The sequence below is a fragment of the Mesorhizobium album genome (assembly GCF_033977205.1).
Taxonomy (GTDB): domain Bacteria; phylum Pseudomonadota; class Alphaproteobacteria; order Rhizobiales; family Rhizobiaceae; genus Mesorhizobium; species Mesorhizobium album.
The window spans coordinates 77,058-94,639 of the sequence record NZ_JAVIIW010000017.1 but is presented as its reverse complement, the minus strand read 5'-3'; the positions used below and the strand labels follow the sequence as shown (position 1 = coordinate 94,639).

Sequence of the window (17,582 nt, the reverse complement as noted above, 5' to 3'; positions counted from 1 at the left end):
TCCGGTTCTCTCCGGGCCGGTTTTCCGGCCTCGTTATGGGAGAAACATTAGTGCTCGCTTCTTACCGCCGCGCTTAAGAAAGTCGGTTAAATTTTGCTGATCTGAGCCATGGTTATCGGAATGCGACCAGCCACAAGATGTAGGAAGAGTTAGATAACCTTACCGGGATTCATGATGCCTGCCGGATCGAAGGCCACCTTTACCCGGCGCATCAGTTCGATCGCCATCGGCGGCGCCGTTGCGATCAGTTCGTCGCGCTTCAGCTGGCCGATGCCGTGCTCGGCCGAGATGGAGCCGTGGAAGGAGCGCACGACATCGTGCACGGCTTTGTTCATCGGGCGGTAGAGAGCGAGGAAGGCTTCGTCGTCGCCGCCTTCGGGACGCGAAATGTTGTAGTGCAGGTTGCCGTCGCCCATGTGGCCGAAGCAGACGACGCGCGCGCCGGGGCTGACGGAGGCGACCGCGCTTGCGGCCTTCTCGATGAAATCCGGGATCGAGGCGATCGGCACCGAGATGTCGTGCTTGATCGAGGCGCCTTCGGGCTTCTGGCACTCGGGCAGCACCTCGCGGAAATTCCAGAAGGCATAGCCCTGGGCAAGGCTTGCCGCGACCACCGCGTCGCCGACGATGCCGCGCTCCAGGCCGGCCGCCAGCACCTCCTCCATCAGCGCCCTGCCGTCCGCCTCCGAGCGGCCGGAAGAGATCTGCATCAGCGCATACCACGGCCAGTCGCCGGCCAGCAGCCGCGTCACGCCCTGCGCATGCAGAAGCGTGAAGTCATAGGGCCTCTTGCCGATCAGCTCGAAGGCGGTGAGCGCAGCGCCGGCCTGGTCCATCGCCAGGGTGAACAGTGAGAGCGCATCTCTCGCCGAAGACAGGCCGACGAAGGCGACCTCCCTGCCCTTCGGCTTGGGAAAGAGTTTCAGCACCGCGGCGGTGATGACGCCCAGCGTGCCCTCGGCGCCGACGAAGAGGTTCTTCAAATCGTAGCCGGTGTTGTCCTTCTTCAGCTTGCGCAGATCGTCGAACACTTCGCCGGTCGGCAGCACCACCTCGACGCCCAGGCACAGCTCGCGCGCATTGCCATAGGCGAGCACGCCGGTGCCGCCGGCATTGGAGGAGAGATTGCCGCCGATCTGGCAGGAGCCCTGCGCTGCGAGCGACAGCGGAAACAGGCGGTCGGCGGCGTCGGCTGCTTCCTGCAGCGTCTGCAGGATGACGCCGGCCTCGGCGGTGATCGTGTTCGACAGCACATCGATTTCGCGGATGCGGTTCAGCCGCGACAACGACAGCACGATGTCGCGCCCGGACTTGTCCGGCACCTGGGCGCCGACCAGACCGGTGTTGCCGCTCTGCGGCACAACCGGCGTTCCGGTTTCGCTCGCCAGCCGCATGATGCGGCTCACTTCCTCGACGCTGCCCGGCCTGAGCACCAGCGATGTCCTGCCGTGCCAGAGGCCGCGCCGCTCGGTGATGTAGGGCGCGATGTCGGCCTGGTCGCGCAGCGCGTATTTGTCGCCGACGATGGCCGCGAAACGGTCGATGAGGGCGGGATCGAGGTCGAAGGGCTGGTCGTCGGCTTGATCGTTCATGGAGCCCAAACTATGGCGCTCATTCGATCTTGTCACGCGGCGCGGCGGCGCGCGCCAACCGGTCGTTGATCGCCTCGCCGAGGCCGTCGAACGGGATCGGCTCGACGGCTATGGTGGCGGCGCCGCTGCGGTCGAGCGCCTGCATATAGGCGAATAGATTGGTCGCCGCCTCGCGCAGATCGCCTGTCTCGGAAAGATTGCGCACCGCCACCGCATTCTGCCAGCCTTCCGCACGATCGCGGCCGAAGGCGAGCAGCGCCTCGCCGCTGGCGATCCTGCCGACATTGAGCCGCATCGAAGCGCCCGGCGCATAATGCGAGGCGAGCATGCCGGGCGCCTCAATACCGGCAGCGCCGCGCACCAGTTCCACGCCGGCGACAGCTTCGATCTCTTCGGCAGCGATGCCGCCCGGCCTCAGCAGTTTCAGCTTGCCATCCTCGATCTTGACGATGGTCGATTCCAGGCCGACCGGCGTGGCGCCGCCATCGACGACCAGCTTGATCTTCCCGCCGAGATCGGCCGCAACCGCTTGCGCCGTCGTGGCGCTGATCCTGCCCGAGGAATTGGCGCTGGGGGCGGCGAGCGGCCGGCCGAGCCGCGCAATCAGCCCGCCGCCGAAGCCCCGCGGCATGCGCAGCGCGATGGTGTCCAGCCCCGCGGTGACAAGCGGATGGATGCCGTTTTCAGGGCGCTGCGGCAGCACCAGTGTCAGCGGGCCGGGCCAGAAGGCCTTGGCCAGCTTGGTCGACAGCGGATCGAACACCGCAATGCGTTCGGCCATGGCGAGATCGGCGACATGGGCGATCAGCGGATTGAAGCGCGGGCGGCCCTTGGCTTCGAAGATGCGCGCCACGGCAGCGCCGCTGGTGGCGTCGCCCGCCAGCCCGTAAACGGTCTCGGTCGGGATGGCGACAACCTCGCCGCCTTCCAGCAGCGCCAGCGCCCGTTTCATCGCCTCGCCGACGGCAAGTATCTCAGCCAAATTCGTCACCATCATCGATACGCCGGTCCCGTAATACGGCGGCGAATTCGGGGCAAGGCGGGCATTGGCGATTTATCAATCCCTAAAATGTTAAGTTTCCGGGCAAGCCGGCATCAATTCGCCGGCACTAGGGTGCGGATTTCCGGTTGTTGGGCTCGGGGAGTTCTCGTGATGCGCATGCTTTATTTTGGCGCAATTCCGGACGGAAAAGCGTTACCCGCTTTTCCCGGAATTGCTCTGGGAGCTATCGGCATCGGCCTTTTGGCGACGACCGGTTTGGCGCAAGCTTCATCCATCGTCGTGCTTGGCGCTGCGACCTCGACGCCATCGGTGGTCAGGCTGGCCGCGGTCGGGCAGATCTCCGCTGCCTCGACGCCGTCGATCGTGGCGCTCGGCGATCCGGTGCCGGCCGTCACGGATGAGAAGGTCGCGGCGATCCCGGAGAAATCGCGGCACGCGCAGACGCCGATGATCATTCGCGGCGGTGTGGTCGGCGGCGCCTTCGCGACGCCTGCGGCGACCGCCTCAGCCAAGACCACCGCGCCGGCGACACCGGCGACCGGTACCGCGCCGGCTACGGCGATACCGGCAAACGGCACCACTGCGGCGGCGCCCAACGGCGAGACGAAAGCTGCAGACAACAAGGCGGCAGCAAACGCGTCGGGCGGCCACGCGCAGCCGCAAGCCAAACCAAAAACCCCCGCGACACTGCCGCCGGTCGGCAAGGCAATGTAGGCCAGCCGCGCGGCCGCCGATCTCGGGAACCGATGAAAAAAGGGCGACGCTTGCCGCGCCGCCCTTCGTTTTTCACGCAACGAGAAACGGCTCAGGCCGCTTCTTCCTTGTCGTCGTCTTCGGACTCGTCTTCGTCGTCCTCGCCGTCTTCATCCTCGTCGTCCGACTCATCGTCGCCCGAGGCTTTGGCTTCCTCATCAGCGTCTTCGTCGTCATCGTCGTCGCTGACTTCGTCGCTGTCTTCATCGTCGCCCTCGTCGCCTTCTTCCTCGTCCTCGTCGGACAGATCGGCGGCTTCGACCGCCGCAGCGGCGGCATGGTCGAGGATGTCGTTGGAAGCGGATTCGATGGCCTCGGCGGCGGCCGGGGTCTGTTCGGTCAATTCGATGTCGTGAACGGAATTCATGGCATGCCTCCGTGGTAGGGAACGTCTTTTGTTTGATGCATGTCGTTGTCCCAGAACCGCTGCACACTTCTGGGCGACATGCATTGGTTCTCCCATGCGGAGGTCATCGCCATATGACTGTAAGCCGGCTCCGGCGCATTAAATTTCGGACGCCAGATTGCTGAAGCATGCCCGCACCTTGTGGGTGCAGGCAGCCTTGGATCATCCGATTTTTGAGCCGTCAGCCGACGATTTTTGAAAAATCGGCGACCTGGTCGGTGGCGGCGCGGATGCGGGCAAGCAGGGCCAACCGGTTGGCGCGCACGGCCCGGTCCTCATCATTCACGAGAACGCCTTCAAAAAATGAATCAACCGGTTCACGCAACACGCTAAGCGTCAGCATAGCTGCGGAAAAATCTTCATTTTGAATCGCTTGGCCGGCTTCCTTCTCGGCCTGATTCACCGCAACAAACAGCTTCTTTTCCGCGTGTTCGCGGAACAGCGCCGGCTCAACAGTCTCGGCGATCAGCGTTTTCTTCTTCTCTTCGGCCGCCAGGATGTTGGCGGCGCGCTTGGTGCCGGCAAGCAGGTTCTTGCCATCCTCGGTGTCGAGGAAGGAGCCTAGTGCCTCGACGCGGCGGACGATCTGCAGAAGGTCGTCAGACTGTGGCGTGATGACAGCGTCGATCAGGTCGTACCGTGCGCCCTGATCGCGGAGATAGACTTTTAGACGGTCGTGGAAGAAGGCAAGCAGGTCCGACGTCTGGCCGGCGCCGCCGGCGACGTTCGCAAAGGCCTTGCCGAAGATCGAAGTCAGCCCCAGCCGAATGCGGTTCTCGATCAGGATCCTTACCACGCCAAGTGCTGCGCGACGCAACGCGAAGGGGTCCTTCGAGCCCGTCGGCTTTTCATCAATCGCCCAGAAGCCGGTGAGCGTGTCGAGCTTGTCGGCAAGGGCGACGGCAACCGAGACCGGATCGGTCGGCACGCGGTCGGACGGGCCCTGCGGCTTGTAATGCTCCTCGGCGGCCGCGGCCACCGACGGATGCTCGCCCTGCAGCAGCGCATATTTGTGGCCCATGGCGCCCTGTAGCTCCGGAAACTCGCCGACCACCTCGGTCTGCAGGTCGGCCTTGGCGAGCACCGCAGCTCGGGCGGTGAGCGCGGGATCGGCGCGGACCACCGGTGCCAGCTCCTCGGCCAACCGCCTGATGCGCTCCACGCGAGCCCCTTGCGTGCCAAGCTTGGCATGGAAGGTGACGTTGAGATGATCGAGCCGCGCCATGCGCTGGTCAAGCGGCTTCTTCAAGTTCAGGTCGAACTTTGCCGCCGACTCCTGCAGCTGGTCGAGGTCCGGCAGGTCGCCCTGGTCGGTTTTCCAGAAATAGAGCGCGTCGGACAGGCGTGCCCGCACCACCTTGCCGTTGCCGTATGCGATTTCCTTGCCGCCATCGGACGCCTCGATGTTGGCGACCAGGATGAAGCGGTTGGAGAGGTCCTCGGCCGCGCCGTGCGGCCGGGTGACGAAGCACTTCTGGTTGGCGCGGATGGTGAGGCGGATGACCTCGGCCGGAATGGTGAGGAAATCCTGTTCGAACTCGCCCATCAGCACGACCGGCCATTCGACCAAGCCGGAGACTTCCTCCAGCAGGCCTTCGTCCTCGACGAGGTCGAGGCCGTTGGCGAAGGCGATGTTGCGGGCGTCGTGAAGGATGATCTCCTTGCGCCGGTCGGCATCGAGCACGACCTTGGCCGCCTCGAGCTTGGCCACGTAGTCGTCGAAGCGGCGCACGGTGATCGCGCCCGGCACGTGGAAGCGGTGGCCGTAGGTGACGTTGCCGGAGCGGATACCGTCGATCTCGAAATCGACCACCACCGGCTCCTCGGTCTCGGGGCCGAAAGTGCAGACGATCGATTGCAGCGGCCGCACCCAGCGCAGCGAACCTGGCTTGGCCGATGCCGGCCCCCAGCGCATCGATTTCGGCCATGGGAAGTCTTTGATGATGCCCGGCACCAGCTCGGCGATGATTGCTTCCGCCGCCCTGCCGGGCTTCGAGATCCGGGCGACATAGAAGTCACCCTTCTTCGGATCGGATTGGATATGCGCCTCGGCGATCGAGGCAAGGCCGGCCTTGCGCAGGAAACCCTGAACAGCCTGCTCCGGCGCCGTGGTCGAGGGACCCTTGATCTCCTCGCGAATGTCCTTCGAGCGCGCGGTCAGCCCCCGTATGTCGAGCGCCAGGCGCCGCGGCGTCCAGTATTCGCGCGCCGCCTCGTAGGTCAGACCCGCCTCGACCAGGCCGTCGGTCAGCATCTTCTTCAGATCCCCGGCAGCCTTGCGCTGCATGCGCGCGGGGATTTCCTCGGAGCGAAGTTCCAAAAGCAGGTCGGGCATAAATTGAGCTCCTCACCCTCCCCTCGATGGGGAGGGCCGGCGCATAGCGCCGGTGGGTGTCATGAATGCGCGGGAAATAGCAACTCGGCTGGCCGCTGTCACCCCGCAAGCGAGGCCTTGGCTACTGCCGATTTCGCGAAATTTTCGGCCGACTGTCGGGATGGCGCGGACCTGCCCGTCCTAGGAGCAGAAATTCCCGTGAACCGAACGCAGCGCTGAAGCGACCAACGCTCAGGCAGAGAACTATTGGCTGAACGACCATGAAGGCGGTATCGAGAACCCTGCAGATCCTGGCACTGAGCGCCTGCTTCGCCGCCCAGATGCATGGCACGTTCTCGATGCCGGGCGTCCGCCAGGCGATGCGCACGATCGACGGCGCAAGCAGCCAGAATACGTGGCCGGTCACCGCCGCCGCGGAAATCACGAAGCCGTATTGAGCTGGGCAATGAATCGGGAATGACCGAGATTGGTGGTTCTCGGTCAGGCCCTTTCGAGCGACGCAGGCAGGAACGCCGCCGTTCCGCGTCAAGCATCAAAGCCAGTCAAACCCCGGAGGCTGATTGCGTAAAATCCTTCGGCTTGCCGAACCACCGCGTCGCGATCTGCGCTAACTCTCCGAGATCGGCCTTCGCGTCGCACGCCCAGGCAGTCACGCCGTCCGGCCGAACCAGCGCGGCTTTCATCCCAAGCCGCTCGGTCGCGCCCTCCGCGACATAGCTGATCCTATCGCCCCAGCGGGCCGCAAGCGCCCGCAGCAATGCATTCGCGCCGAAGTCCAGCAGCAGGCCGCGTCCGTTCCGCAGATGGTGGTTCACCCTGCTGCCGTCGAGCAGTTCGAAATCCGGCACGCTGCGACCAACCAGCGGATGGCTCTCGCCCAGATCATAACGGATCCCGACGCCCCATACGCGCTCGGCGAAATAGGTCGCGCCGTCGCGCGTGTCGATGAGATCGCGGATGATGGCTTCAAGCGCGCGCGAGCTGGCGCCCGGCCGCATCAGCGCGACCTGCGCGCGGGACCAATCGAGGATCTGTGCGCCCACCGGATGCCGTTCGTTCGCATAGCTGTCGAGCAGGTCGTCCGGCGCGTCGCCCCGGATCGTGGCGGCGAGCTTCCAGCCAAGGTTCATCGCGTCGCCGAGGCCGAGGTTCAGGCCCTGGCCGCCCAGCGGCGAATGGATATGCGCGGCATCGCCGGCCAGCAACACGCGGCCCTCGCGATAGTTCGTCGCCTGATAGGCGCGGTCGGTCCAGGTGGTGGCAAGACGAAGGGCTGTCACCGTCACATCGATGCCTGAGACCTTACGCAGCACCGTCTCGACATGGTCGCGCCCAGGCTCGGTGCGGTGGAAGGCGCCGTCGTCGAAATCGACCATCGCGATCGTGCCGGGCGCCGCATAGGTGTACATGCCCGAGGCTGTGTAATGGCGACCGGGCCTGAGCGCGGCCGGATCGGCCAGCTCGACCTGCACCGAATAGCCGGTGAACTCCGGATCGGTGCCGGTGAACCCGATACCAGCCGCCTTTCGCACGGTGCTGCGCCCGCCGTCGCAGCCGACGAGCCAACGGCCTCGGGTCGTTTCCCCGCCCGCCTCGACGGTGACGTGATCGCCCGATGGCTCGAGAGTCTCGACGCCGCAGCCGCGCCGTATCTCTATGCCCAGCATCTCGGCGCGAATCGCCAGCACGGCCTCGATGCTCGCCATATCGGCCGCGATGCTGCCGGTCGGGCCGGACAGGCGATATGGCCATTGCGCGCTGTCGATCTGATCGTGGAAGAACTGGATACCAGCAAAGTGACCGCCCGGGCGACGCTGCTGCTGCATCCAGTGCGCGGACGCCGGCGTGTTGCGACCGGCCGCGCGGACCTTTAGATCGTTCAGCAGGTCACGGCGATCGAAGCACTCGATGGTAGGCACCGAAAGGCCACGCAGCCCAAACGGCTGGTCCTTCAGCGGCGAATGCGGGTCTTGCGCCTTTTCCAGCACCGTTACCGAACAGCCCGCAAGCCGCAGCTCGGAAGCCAGGAACAGGCCGACGGGACCGGCGCCGGCGATGATGACGTCATAGAGGGCAGTGTCGGGGCGGTGCATAAACTTCTCCGTTGTCGACGTTCGACCGGAGCGTTTCTCGAACCTGAGAACCTCACCGACGAACGATTGGGCGCTTGAAGAGCGTCCGTTGTTCGTCGTGGGGATCTCGTGCGCGAGGCCAAAGACCAGAGCTTTCGTTACCGAAAGGACTTGGGCTTACCAAACCAAGTCTGCCTTTTCCGACGCGGCTCGCATAGCATCATGGAGAGCTAACCGCAACGGCCGGCCGCCCAACGCTATGCGCGGATAAGCGACACAGGATGAACGGCCGGTTGCAAGATCCACGTCGTCGTCGATGCGCAAGGATTCCCGATCCGATTTGGCGACGCCAGGCCAACGCACGACGGTCAGATCGCAGGCACGTTGCTTGATCATCCCAGGCCGCGCATCAGGCCGCCAGACCACCCGCCTGCGTCTTCAGGAACGCCTCCCCGCAAGCCTTGGCCAGATTGCGCACGCGCAGGATATAGCTCTGGCGCTCGGTGACGGAAATCACGCCGCGCGCGTCCAGCAGGTTGAAGAGGTGGCTCGCCTTGATGCACTGGTCGTAGGCGGGAAAGACCATCCGGTGCATTGCCAGATTGTCGTTCGACGCTGGCGCGCCGGCAGCAAGCAGCGCCTTGCATTCGGCCTCGGCATCCTCGAAATGCCGAAGCAGCATCGCCGTGTTGGCGAATTCGAAATTGTGGCGCGAATATTCCTGCTCGGCCTGCAGGAAGACATCGCCGTAAGTGACTTTCTCGGCGCCCTCGCGACCGTTGAAGTTCAAATCGTAGACATTGTCGACGCCCTGCACATACATGGCGAGCCGCTCGAGTCCATAGGTGAGCTCGCCCGCCACCGGCGCGCATTCGATGCCGCAGACCTGCTGGAAATAGGTGAATTGCGAGACTTCCATACCGTCGCACCAGCATTCCCAGCCAAGCCCCCAGGCGCCCAGCGTCGGGCTTTCCCAGTCGTCCTCGACGAAGCGGATGTCGTGCAGCAGCGGATCGACGCCGATCGCCTCAAGCGAGCCGAGATAGAGTTCCTGCAGATTGGGCGGGTTCGGCTTCAGGATCACCTGGTACTGATAGTAGTGCTGCAGCCGGTTCGGGTTCTCGCCGTAACGGCCATCCTTCGGCCGGCGCGACGGCTGCACGTAAGCGGCGTTCCAGCGGCGGGGGCCTAGCGCACGCAAGGTGGTTGCCGGATGGAAGGTGCCGGCGCCGACTTCCATGTCGTAGGGCTGCAGGATGACGCAGCCATAGTCGGCCCAGTAATTGTGCAAGGTCAGGATCAGCCCCTGGAAGGAGCGGCTGGGATGCATGGGGGCAGGAATGTCGACGGTCACGGCGGCCTCGGAAAGCGCGGGATTGGGCATTCCCTAGTTGCCGGGCCGGCAAGCGTCAAGGCAGCGCCTTGCGCCGAGCATGGAGAGGTTGAACGCTTTGCGGCCGGCTGGCCCATTGCCGGGCGCTCACGCTCGCCGTTTTCTCAGCCTCAGCCGCAACGACAAAGGTTCAGCCATGCCCGGTCAACTCCTCGTCCGTCCCGTCACCCGGCAGGACTACGAGCAGTGGCTGCTGCTCTGGGACGGCTACAATGCTTTCTACGGCCGCTCGGGCGAGACGGCGCTTGCCGGCGAGATCACCCAGATGACCTGGTCGCGCTTTTTCGACGCCTATGAGCCGATGCATGCGCTGGTGGCCGAGCGCGACGGCAAGCTTCTCGGCCTCGTCCACTATCTCTACCACCGCTCGACGACGGCGATCGCGCCCAACTGCTATCTGCAGGACCTTTTCACCTCACAGGCCGCGCGCGGCCAGGGCGTCGGCCGCGCGCTGATCGAAGGCGTCTGCGAGCGCGCCAGGTCGGCGGGCGCGGGTCGCGTCTACTGGCAGACGCATGAGACCAACCACACCGCCATGCAGCTCTATGACAGGATCGGCGAGCGCTCCGGCTTCGTCGTCTACCGGAAGCTGTTCTGACAGAGCTGCTGATAGAACTCCGGGGCCCGAGGGCCCCGTAAGAAATGCTCGATCTGAGGCCTCAGCCCTTCGGTGGGGGCGGCGTGACCGGCTTCATCTTCTGGGTTTCCTGCGCCGTGTTGGATTCGATCGGCGGCAGGCCCTTGAGCAGCTTCTGCTGCAGGGCGGCGAGCACGTCCGGTTCCGGCTTCAGGTCGCGCGCCTGGGTCCACTGGAACGTTGCTTCCAGCTTGCGGCCGACGCGCCAATAGGCGTCACCCAGATGATCGTTCAAGACCGGGTCTTCCGGCTTCAGCGACACGGCGCGCTCCATTTCGCGCACGGCATCGTCGTACCGGCCGAGGCGATAATAGGCCCAGCCCAGCGAATCGACGATGTAGCCGTCGCTTGGCCTGAGATCCACGGCCTTCTGGATCATCGCCAGGCCTTCCTTGAGGTTCATGTTCATGTCGACCCAGGAATAGCCGAGATAGTTCAGAACCTGAGGCTGGTCGGGCTGCAGTTCCAGCGCCTTGCGGAAATTGGGCTCGGCCTTCGGCCATTCCTTCAGCCGCTCATAGGCGATGCCGCGCTGGTAAAAGATGTTCCAGTTGGCGGCAGTCGGCGTCTTCAGCACCTCTGCCGCCTTGTCGTAGAGATTGGCGGCCGAACGGTAATCCTCCTTGGAGGAGTAGACGCCGCCGAGCGCGAGATAGCCGCGCATGTCGGTCGGGTGCGCGTCGACATACCCCTTGAGGTGCGCGATCGCCTCGTCGTTGCGGTCGATGTCGGCAAGGTTGAGACCAAGCTGCAGCTCGGAAAGTTCCTTCAGCGGCGAGGAGGCCGGAATGCGGCGGTAGAGCGCGATCGCACCCTCGCCGTCCTTCAGCTGCTCGTCGACGGCGGCGAGCTGCACGAGGGCGGCGTCGCTGTCCGGCTTCAGCGCCAGCGCATATTGCAGATAAAGGCGAACGAAAGGCTCGCCGCCGCCGCGGTTGAGCGCGGTGGCGAGGTCGAGCAGGATTTCCGAGGCGCCGTCCGACGGGCTGGCGACGAGAGGCCCGATCTTGTCACCCTTATTGATCCTGTCGCGCAGCGTGGTGATTTCGAGCTTACCCGGCGCGAAGGCTTCGGCCTGGTTGAGCACCGAAAGCGCCTTCGCCTTGTCGCCCCTGCGGGCGAGGAAGGAGGCATAGGCCTGGGCGTTGCGCATCCAGGTCTCGGGCGCGGAGCCGCCGGCGGCGGTGTCGGCCAGCGTGGCGGCGTAGATCTCATCGGCCTTGTCGGAAAGACCGGCTGCGTCGGCGATCAGCGCGCGATGGAAGGACTTGAACAGGCCGAACCAGTCCGGCCCCTTGAGCTTGTCAATGGACTCCATCGCCTCGGATGCATTTCCAGCACCCTCCTTGGCCCAGCCGTCCATGACGCCGGAAAGCAGCCGGTCGAGGTCGGATTCGAGCGACAGCTTCAGCCAGTACTGAGCCTTGGCGTAGTCCTTCTTGTGGAAGGAATCGACGGCAAGCGCCAGGCGCGAGAAGCGCTCGACATCGGGCACCTCCTTGAGCTTGTCGGCATAGACCAGCGATTCCTCGAAGTGGCCTTGCGCGACCAGCGCCAGCATCAGGCTCTGCTGCAGGTCGGTGTCGTTGGGAGCAAAGGCCAGCGCCTGCTTGTAATAGGCGATGGCATTGTCGAGATCGTTGTCGCTTTCGGCGATATGCGCGGCAAGATAGGCGCCCGAGAAGGACGTGATCTGGATCGGTTGGGCGTTTTCCTTGGCATGGGCAGGCAGCACCGAAAGCGCCACACCCGTCAAAAATGCCAGCCTCGTCAGCCAGCGCGCGCGTCTTTGCTGCATCTTATCCCTTTCAGCCAGACGGGATCCCGCCTTCGGCGGACCGCCCACAGACTCGAACATTTCCTGACAAAGCATGGCCTTTTTGCGGTCGGGCTTCAATCCCGGCGCGATTTCACAATCGGGTCAGCGCCTTAGCAGGGGCTCAGTTGACGCGGCTGATGCAGAAATCGATGACGTCGATCAGCGCCGATTTCTGCGGCGTCGCCTCCAGCGGCGCCAGCGCGTCGCGGGCGATCTCGCCGAAGTGGCGCGCGCGGCCGATCGTGTCGGCGATGGCTCCATGGCGGGTCATCAGGCCGATCGCCTTTTCCAGCCCGGCGTCGTCGGCGACGTTGTCCTCGATGGCGCGCTTCCAGAAGGTGCGCTCGGCCTTGGTGCCGCGCCGGTAGGCGAGGATCACCGGCAGCGTCACCTTGCCCTCGCGGAAATCGTCGCCGACATTTTTGCCGAGATCCTTGCTGGAACCACCATAGTCCAGCGCGTCGTCGATCAGCTGGAAGGCGAGGCCGAGATTCATGCCGTAGGAGCGCAGCGCCGCGCGGTCGTTGCGGGAGGCTAGCGCGATCACCGGGCCGACTTCGGCGGCGGCAGAGAACAGGGCGGCGGTCTTGGCCTTGATGACGGCGAAATGCTCGTCCTCGGTGGTCTCGAGATTCTTGGCGGCCGCAAGCTGCATCACCTCGCCCTCAGCGATGATGGAGGCGGCGCTCGACAGGATATCCAAGGCCTCAAGCGAGCCCACCTCGACCATCATGCGGAAAGCCTGGCCAAGCAGGAAATCGCCGACCAGCACGCTTGCCTGGTTGCCCCAGATCATGCGCGCGGTCTTCTTGCCGCGGCGAAGCGCGCTCTCGTCGACGACATCGTCGTGCAGCAGCGTCGCGGTATGCATGAACTCGACCGCGGTGGCGAGCTTGACGTGGCCTTCGCCCGCATAGCCGAACATCTGGGCGGCGGCGAGCGTCAGCATCGGCCTGAGCCGCTTGCCGCCGGACGAGATCAGGTGGTTGGCGATCTCGGGGATCATCTCGACGTCGGAGCCGGCCTTGGACAGGATCAGCTCATTGACGCGCCCCATATCGGCTGCCGTCAGATCGATGAGATCCTTGATCGAAGCGGGTTCCCGCTTGCCTTCGATATTGAGAACCACTCCCACCACGATCACTCCCGTCTCGTTGACGCGCACGACAACACCCTGATCCCGGGCGGACTCTAGGTCGGTACAACCGGGCACCGCAAGAGGCGAATTGGCGCGGCTTGGCTGGCACGGGATTGTCTCGACGTTTACATGAACGCCGCAACCTGCGATTTTCATTCCATGATTGAACTCGTCCGCACCAACGACGCCGTCCTCATCTCCTTCGTCGAATCGCTGATGCGTGACGCCGGCATCGCCTGTTTCGTGGCCGATCAGAATATGAGCGTGCTCGACGGATCGATCGGCATCCTGCCCAGGCGCATCATGGTCGATGCCGACAAAGCCGATGCGGCGCGGCGCATCCTGAAGGATGCGGGTATCGAGAACGAGATTCGCCGGAAATAATGGCAGCGTCGACCGCCCTCGCCCCGGACATGCCGGCCCACACGGTCGATGCCTTCCATCGCGGGCGCTTCTGGCTGGTGCAGCCGAGGCAAGGCCATCGCGCTGGCATGGACGCCATGATGCTGGCCGCTGCCGTCCCGTCCGCCTTTTCCGGACGGCTCGCCGATTTCGGCGCCGGCGCCGGCGCCGCCGCGCTCGCGGTGCTTTCGCGCTGCCCTGAGGCGCGCGCCATGCTGGTCGAACGCTCCGCCGAGATGGCCGCCTTTGCCGCCGCCACGCTTGCGCATCCCGGCAATGCGCATCTCGGCGACCGCGCCTCGGCGCTGACGGCCGACGTCACGCTCGCCGGCCGGGCGCGTGCCCAAGCCGGGCTTGCCGACAATTCGTTCGACTTCGTCATCATGAACCCGCCCTTCAACGCCGTCGAGGATCGATCGACGCCGGATGCGCTGCGCAGAGAGGCGCATGTCACGGAGGACGGGCTGTTCGAGCGCTGGATCAGAAGCGCTGCCGCCGTCGTCAAGCCGCGCGGCGGACTGGCGGTGATTGCCCGGCCGCAGCAGCTCGTCGCCATCCTCGATGCGATCGAAGGCCGCTTCGGCGATGCCGAGATGCTGTGCGTCCACCCGCGCCCGGACGCGGCGGCGATCCGCATCGTCGTCAGGGCGGTGCTCGGCGCGCGCGGCAAGCTGTCGATCCGGCCGCCGCTCACCTTGCACGGACCGTCGGGCAACGAGCCGGCGGAGCGGACCGAGATGATCAACAACGGGCTGGCGTCGCTGTTCGGCGATTGATCAGAGGCCGGCAATGCGGCATTGCCGTTGGCCGGCGAATTCCTACATGCCGGGAGCAGGGACGAGGTCTCGCCTTGCTCTTTGCACCTCTTCCGGAGACAAGCTTTCGTGAAACGCTTCTTCAACCGCCTGCTGCCGAAATCCTGGCGCTCGACAGTCGTCACCATTCCCGTCATCCGGCTGCATGGCACCATCCTGCCGGGCGGCGGCCAGTTCCGGCCGAGCCTGTCGCTCGCCTCGACGGCCGGCGTCATCGAAAAGGCATTCGCCTTCGACGCGCCCGCGATTGCCATCTCGATCAACTCGCCGGGCGGCTCGCCGGTGCAGTCGAGGCTGATCTTCAAGCGCATCCGCGACCTGGCGTCAGAGAAGAACAAGAAGGTGCTGGTCTTCGTCGAGGACGTGGCGGCTTCCGGCGGCTACATGATCGCGATCGCCGGCGACGAGATCTTCGCCGACCCCTCCTCGATCGTCGGCTCGATCGGCGTCGTCTCGGCCTCCTTCGGTTTCCCGGACCTGTTGAAGAAGATCGGCGTCGAGCGGCGCGTCCATACCGCCGGCCAGAACAAGGCCGTGCTCGACCCATTCAAGCCGGAGAAGAAGGAAGACGTCGAGCGGCTGAAGGCGCTGCAGCTCGAGGTGCACGAGACCTTCATCGATCTCGTGAAAGAGCGGCGCGGCACCAAACTCAAGGACGATCCGGACCTGTTCACCGGCCTGTTCTGGACCGCCAAGAAGGGCCTGGAGCTCGGTCTGGTCGATGCCCTGGGCGACATGCGCAGCGTGCTCAAGACCCGTTTCGGCGAAAAGACGCAGCTCAAGCTGATCACCGCGCCGCGCGGGCTTTTCGGCCGTTTCGGCCTGTTCGGCTCGCGCTTTTCGGCGCCGGATATCGCCGCAGCCGCCGCGAACGGTATCATCGATGCGGCGGAAGAGCGCGCACTGTGGGCGCGCTTCGGGCTTTGAAAAAGCCATGAAAGCGTCTAGCATAATGGCTTGACCGACCTGTCCGGCCGGCCTTGCCGCGCAATCGCGGGAGGAGTTTTGGGATGCCGCAGATCATTTTCTTCGCTGCCGTCGGCGCCGCCGCTTATTTCGGCTACCGCGCTTTCGTGCGTGAGGCCGAGCGTGTGACGGCCAAGATCCGGCGCACCGAGAAGCAGGCGGCCAACGGCACGATGGGCACGCTGGTCAAGGATCCGAAGACCGGCGAATACCGTCTCGCCAAGGACTGAAGCCATCTCGTCAGCAGCCGACATTCTGGAGCCCGAGGCCAAGTCCCGGACATGGCTTGCGCCTGCCAAGATCAATCTGGCGCTGCATGTCACCGGCCGGCGCGCGGACGGCTATCATTTGCTCGACAGCCTTGCCGTCTTCGCCCGCTTTGGCGACCGGCTGCAGATCGGGCCGGCGGAGCGCGATGCGTTCTCGGTGTCAGGCCCGTTCGCCGGGGGCGTGCCGGTCAGCGGCGACAATCTGGTGGTAAAGGCGCGCGAAGCCTTGCGGCGGGAAGCCGGCGCGCGGCAGACACCGCCCGTCGCCATCCGGCTGGAGAAGAACCTGCCGATCGCTTCCGGCGTCGGCGGCGGCTCGAGCGACGCGGCGGCCGCGCTTAACGGTCTCGCGCGCCTCTGGGAGCTCGATATCGACGAAGCTGGACTGGCGCGGATTGGGCTTTCGCTCGGCGCCGACCTGCCGATGTGCCTCAAGGCCAAGCCGCTGATCGCGCGCGGCATCGGCGATGAATTGTCGCCGCTAACGGAATTTCCGGCGCTGGCGCTGGTTCTGGTCAACCCGGGCGTCGCAGTCTCGACGCCGGAAGTCTTCAAGGCGCTTTCCCGGCGCGAAAATGAGGCGCTGCCGGGCCTGCCGCGAAGCCTCGATTTCCACGGTGTCCGTAATTGGCTGGAGATGACGCGCAACGATCTGGAAGACGCTGCCCGTTCGATCCAGCCCGGCATCGGCGAAGCGCTCAAGGCGCTCAAAAAAGCAGGCGCCGCTTTTGCCCGCATGTCCGGCTCCGGCGCCACCTGCTTCGGCCTATTCGAAACCGGCAATTTCGCCAAGCGCGCGGCAATCGAGATCCGCGCTCGCCATCCCGGCTGGTTCGTCGCCGCGACGCGTAGCATGGAGGCTGACTGATGGCCAGGATCGACGAGAGCCGGCCTTTCATTCCAGTGCGCATCGCGGTGCTGACGGTTTCCGACACGCGCAGCCTCGCCGATGACAAGTCGGGTCAGACGCTGGCCGAACGCATCGCGGAGGCAGGCCACATATTGGCCGCCCGCGACATCGTCACCGATGATCGGGAAATGATCCGCGAAAGAGTGCTCGGTTGGTCGAAGGACGAAGCGGTGGATGTCGTCATCACCACCGGCGGCACCGGCTTCACCGGCCGTGACGTGACGCCGGAAGCGCTAGAGCCGATCTTCGAAAAGCGCATGGATGGGTTTTCGGAAGTCTTCCACCGCATTTCCTACGACAAGATCGGCACCTCGACGATCCAGAGCCGGGCGACAGGCGGCGTCGTCAACGCCACCTTCGTCTTCGTGCTGCCGGGCTCGCCCGGCGCCTGCAAGGACGCCTGGGACGGCATCCTCAAGCCGCAGCTCGACTACCGGCACATGCCCTGCAACTTCGTGGAAATCATGCCGCGCCTCGACGAGCATCTGCGGCGCGGCGGCAAGCCTGCCTCGTAAACCGCAGGCAAAGCACCGATCGGCATCCGGTTTGCAGGTGGAATGGCGCTCCCGCCTTCGAGGCACCATTCCGAAGCCGATGCGAGCGAAGTACCTTGTGCGAGGAACAAGGGACAGTGCCATGACCGTTCACAGCGGCGGATGCCATTGCGGCAACATCCGCCTGAGTTTCTCCAGCGCGCTCGATCCTGCCGGACTGGAAATCCGCGCCTGCCAGTGCTCGTTCTGTACCCGGCATGGATCGCGGGCGGCTGCCGATCCGAACGGCAGGCTGAGCATATCGGTCGAAAACCGGGCAAAGCTGCAAATCTACCGTTTCGGCCTGCGCACGGCCGACTATCTTCTGTGCCGCGAATGCGGCGTCTATGTCGCGGCGATTGCCGGAGGCGGCGATGACGCCAGGGCGATCGTCATCGTCAGCGCGCTCGACGACCGCGAGCAATTCTGCCGCGAGCCGATCCCGGTCCGCTACGACGCCGAAAGCCGCGAGCAGCGCCTGGCGAGGCGCCGCGCCGCATGGATGCCGGTCGAGATTGAGGGGATTTGACCGGCCAGGT

18 protein-coding genes and 1 pseudogene are annotated in these 17,582 nt (G+C 64.9%); 11 read left to right on the top strand and 8 right to left on the bottom strand.

Features of this window, described 5'->3' with window-relative positions; genetic code table 11:
• Positions 1 to 149: 149 nt before the first annotated feature.
• Both RFN28_RS16140 and RFN28_RS16135 read right to left on the bottom strand, forming a co-directional pair.
• Positions 150 to 1,592, bottom strand: coding sequence for an FAD-binding oxidoreductase (locus RFN28_RS16140; RefSeq protein WP_320288309.1), 1,443 nt, complete (start codon positions 1,590 to 1,592; stop codon positions 150 to 152).
• 19 nt (positions 1,593 to 1,611) lie between these two features.
• Positions 1,612 to 2,574 (bottom strand): L-threonylcarbamoyladenylate synthase, encoded by a 963-nt coding sequence (locus RFN28_RS16135; RefSeq protein WP_320288308.1) that lies wholly within the window; start codon positions 2,572 to 2,574, stop codon positions 1,612 to 1,614.
• A 171-nt stretch (positions 2,575 to 2,745) separates the two neighbouring features.
• Between RFN28_RS16135 and RFN28_RS16130 the strand changes: the two genes are divergently transcribed.
• Positions 2,746 to 3,309: a hypothetical protein gene (locus tag RFN28_RS16130; RefSeq protein WP_320288307.1), complete on the top strand. Its 564-nt coding sequence runs from the start codon at positions 2,746 to 2,748 to the stop codon at positions 3,307 to 3,309.
• Between the two features lie 91 nt (positions 3,310 to 3,400).
• On the opposite strand, the gene RFN28_RS16125 is transcribed toward RFN28_RS16130, so the two are convergent.
• Together RFN28_RS16125 and glyS are read right to left on the bottom strand one after the other, a co-directional pair.
• Complete coding sequence (locus RFN28_RS16125) at positions 3,401 to 3,715, bottom strand: ATPase (RefSeq protein ID WP_320288306.1); 315 nt, start codon at positions 3,713 to 3,715, stop codon at positions 3,401 to 3,403.
• 220 nt (positions 3,716 to 3,935) lie between these two features.
• Positions 3,936 to 6,089 carry a glycine--tRNA ligase subunit beta gene (gene glyS, locus RFN28_RS16120; protein ID WP_320288305.1) on the bottom strand — a complete coding sequence of 718 codons (2,154 nt, stop codon included), beginning with the start codon at positions 6,087 to 6,089 and terminating at the stop codon, positions 3,936 to 3,938.
• Between the two features lie 260 nt (positions 6,090 to 6,349).
• Between glyS and RFN28_RS16115 the strand changes: the two genes are divergently transcribed.
• The gene (locus tag RFN28_RS16115; RefSeq protein ID WP_320288304.1) at positions 6,350 to 6,526 is read left to right on the top strand and encodes a hypothetical protein; all 177 of its coding nucleotides are present in this window, start codon (positions 6,350 to 6,352) and stop codon (positions 6,524 to 6,526) included.
• A gap of 105 nt (positions 6,527 to 6,631) precedes the next feature.
• Here RFN28_RS16115 and RFN28_RS16110 read toward each other — a convergent pair whose 3' ends face one another.
• The gene (locus RFN28_RS16110; protein WP_320288303.1) at positions 6,632 to 8,182 is read right to left on the bottom strand and encodes an FAD-dependent monooxygenase; all 1,551 of its coding nucleotides are present in this window, start codon (positions 8,180 to 8,182) and stop codon (positions 6,632 to 6,634) included.
• 276 nt (positions 8,183 to 8,458) lie between these two features.
• Between RFN28_RS16110 and RFN28_RS16105 the strand changes: the two are divergent.
• Positions 8,459 to 8,569, top strand: a pseudogene (locus RFN28_RS16105) (IS5/IS1182 family transposase); the annotation flags it as partial.
• Between the two features lies 1 nt (position 8,570).
• Here the strand turns inward: RFN28_RS16105 and RFN28_RS16100 are convergent.
• Positions 8,571 to 9,545, bottom strand: coding sequence for a glycine--tRNA ligase subunit alpha (locus RFN28_RS16100; RefSeq protein ID WP_430678153.1), 975 nt, complete (start codon positions 9,543 to 9,545; stop codon positions 8,571 to 8,573).
• A gap of 145 nt (positions 9,546 to 9,690) precedes the next feature.
• On the opposite strand from RFN28_RS16100, the gene RFN28_RS16095 reads away from it, so the two are divergent.
• Complete coding sequence (locus tag RFN28_RS16095) at positions 9,691 to 10,152, top strand: GNAT family N-acetyltransferase (RefSeq protein WP_320288302.1); 462 nt, start codon at positions 9,691 to 9,693, stop codon at positions 10,150 to 10,152.
• A 61-nt stretch (positions 10,153 to 10,213) separates the two neighbouring features.
• Here RFN28_RS16095 and RFN28_RS16090 read toward each other — a convergent pair whose 3' ends face one another.
• Complete coding sequence (locus tag RFN28_RS16090; protein ID WP_320288301.1) at positions 10,214 to 11,989, bottom strand: tetratricopeptide repeat protein; 1,776 nt, start codon at positions 11,987 to 11,989, stop codon at positions 10,214 to 10,216.
• 142 nt (positions 11,990 to 12,131) lie between these two features.
• Entirely contained in the window at positions 12,132 to 13,145 is a 1,014-nt protein-coding gene (locus RFN28_RS16085) for a polyprenyl synthetase family protein (RefSeq protein WP_320288353.1), read from the bottom strand.
• Positions 13,146 to 13,307: 162 nt separating this feature from the next.
• Between RFN28_RS16085 and RFN28_RS16080 the strand changes: the two genes are divergently transcribed.
• From RFN28_RS16080 to RFN28_RS16050, 7 genes are all read left to right on the top strand, one after another.
• A complete protein-coding gene (locus RFN28_RS16080; RefSeq protein WP_059186744.1) occupies positions 13,308 to 13,532 on the top strand; it encodes a putative signal transducing protein in 225 nt (74 codons plus the stop codon).
• Complete coding sequence (locus RFN28_RS16075) at positions 13,532 to 14,326, top strand: tRNA1(Val) (adenine(37)-N6)-methyltransferase (protein ID WP_320288300.1); 795 nt, start codon at positions 13,532 to 13,534, stop codon at positions 14,324 to 14,326. Before RFN28_RS16080 ends, RFN28_RS16075 begins: the two co-directional genes overlap by 1 nt.
• Before the next feature lie 108 nt (positions 14,327 to 14,434).
• Positions 14,435 to 15,292, top strand: coding sequence for a S49 family peptidase (locus RFN28_RS16070; RefSeq protein ID WP_320288299.1), 858 nt, complete (start codon positions 14,435 to 14,437; stop codon positions 15,290 to 15,292).
• A gap of 83 nt (positions 15,293 to 15,375) precedes the next feature.
• Complete coding sequence (locus tag RFN28_RS16065) at positions 15,376 to 15,561, top strand: hypothetical protein (RefSeq protein ID WP_127229574.1); 186 nt, start codon at positions 15,376 to 15,378, stop codon at positions 15,559 to 15,561.
• A 25-nt stretch (positions 15,562 to 15,586) separates the two neighbouring features.
• The gene (locus RFN28_RS16060; RefSeq protein ID WP_320288352.1) at positions 15,587 to 16,468 is read left to right on the top strand and encodes a 4-(cytidine 5'-diphospho)-2-C-methyl-D-erythritol kinase; all 882 of its coding nucleotides are present in this window, start codon (positions 15,587 to 15,589) and stop codon (positions 16,466 to 16,468) included.
• Positions 16,468 to 17,025 (top strand): molybdenum cofactor biosynthesis protein B, encoded by a 558-nt coding sequence (gene moaB, locus RFN28_RS16055; protein WP_320288298.1) that lies wholly within the window; start codon positions 16,468 to 16,470, stop codon positions 17,023 to 17,025. The genes RFN28_RS16060 and moaB overlap by 1 nt, the downstream gene beginning before the upstream one ends.
• 121 nt (positions 17,026 to 17,146) lie before the next feature.
• Positions 17,147 to 17,572: a GFA family protein gene (locus tag RFN28_RS16050; RefSeq protein ID WP_320288297.1), complete on the top strand. Its 426-nt coding sequence runs from the start codon at positions 17,147 to 17,149 to the stop codon at positions 17,570 to 17,572.
• Positions 17,573 to 17,582 lie beyond the last annotated feature (10 nt).

What these genes read in the sequence shown, in the direction of transcription:
- RFN28_RS16140 (WP_320288309.1), bottom strand. Translation starts at nt 1,592, where the DNA reads ATGAACGATCAAGCCGACGACCAGCCCTTCGACCTCGATCCCGCCCTC.
- RFN28_RS16130 (WP_320288307.1), top strand. Translation starts at nt 2,746, where the DNA reads ATGCGCATGCTTTATTTTGGCGCAATTCCGGACGGAAAAGCGTTACCC.
- RFN28_RS16125 (WP_320288306.1), bottom strand. Translation starts at nt 3,715, where the DNA reads ATGAATTCCGTTCACGACATCGAATTGACCGAACAGACCCCGGCCGCC.
- glyS (WP_320288305.1), bottom strand. Translation starts at nt 6,089, where the DNA reads ATGCCCGACCTGCTTTTGGAACTTCGCTCCGAGGAAATCCCCGCGCGC.
- RFN28_RS16115 (WP_320288304.1), top strand. Translation starts at nt 6,350, where the DNA reads ATGAAGGCGGTATCGAGAACCCTGCAGATCCTGGCACTGAGCGCCTGC.
- RFN28_RS16110 (WP_320288303.1), bottom strand. Translation starts at nt 8,182, where the DNA reads ATGCACCGCCCCGACACTGCCCTCTATGACGTCATCATCGCCGGCGCC.
- RFN28_RS16100 (WP_430678153.1), bottom strand. Translation starts at nt 9,545, where the DNA reads ATGCCCAATCCCGCGCTTTCCGAGGCCGCCGTGACCGTCGACATTCCT.
- RFN28_RS16095 (WP_320288302.1), top strand. Translation starts at nt 9,691, where the DNA reads ATGCCCGGTCAACTCCTCGTCCGTCCCGTCACCCGGCAGGACTACGAG.
- RFN28_RS16090 (WP_320288301.1), bottom strand. Translation starts at nt 11,989, where the DNA reads ATGCAGCAAAGACGCGCGCGCTGGCTGACGAGGCTGGCATTTTTGACG.
- RFN28_RS16080 (WP_059186744.1), top strand. Translation starts at nt 13,308, where the DNA reads ATGATTGAACTCGTCCGCACCAACGACGCCGTCCTCATCTCCTTCGTC.
- RFN28_RS16075 (WP_320288300.1), top strand. Translation starts at nt 13,532, where the DNA reads ATGGCAGCGTCGACCGCCCTCGCCCCGGACATGCCGGCCCACACGGTC.
- RFN28_RS16065 (WP_127229574.1), top strand. Translation starts at nt 15,376, where the DNA reads ATGCCGCAGATCATTTTCTTCGCTGCCGTCGGCGCCGCCGCTTATTTC.
- moaB (WP_320288298.1), top strand. Translation starts at nt 16,468, where the DNA reads ATGGCCAGGATCGACGAGAGCCGGCCTTTCATTCCAGTGCGCATCGCG.
- RFN28_RS16050 (WP_320288297.1), top strand. Translation starts at nt 17,147, where the DNA reads ATGACCGTTCACAGCGGCGGATGCCATTGCGGCAACATCCGCCTGAGT.